This is a genomic window from Sulfitobacter sp. CW3 (genome assembly GCF_019392245.1).
In the GTDB taxonomy this organism is placed as follows: Bacteria; Pseudomonadota; Alphaproteobacteria; order Rhodobacterales; family Rhodobacteraceae; genus Sulfitobacter.
The window spans coordinates 1-240 of the sequence record NZ_JAHXRL010000525.1 but is presented as its reverse complement, the minus strand read 5'-3'; the positions used below and the strand labels follow the sequence as shown (position 1 = coordinate 240).

Here is a 240-nt window from a genome sequence, read left to right as displayed (position 1 = left end):
GCCTCCGGCACGCCGGCGACCTCCCACTGCCCGCGTCCGGCCTCGCGATACTGCAGACCGAACTGCTCGCGCAGCCCCTCGGCCAGGGCCGCCCTGTATGCCGCTCCCACTCCGAGCTGGGCGGCGTACAGCCGCTCAGGCTCGATGGTCAGGTGCGTCCGCGACTTGTACCGACCGGCGCCGGCATTCTCGGGCGCACCGGCGACGTTGATCAACACGCAGTGCGTGTGAATATTCGGA

1 protein-coding gene is annotated in these 240 nt (G+C 70.0%); it reads right to left on the bottom strand.

Annotated elements, in window-relative coordinates:
- On the bottom strand, nt 1–215 hold a 215-nt coding region (locus tag KZZ06_RS22090), incomplete at its 3' end, for a relaxase domain-containing protein (RefSeq protein ID WP_257884544.1).
- Nucleotides 216–240 lie beyond the last annotated feature (25 nt).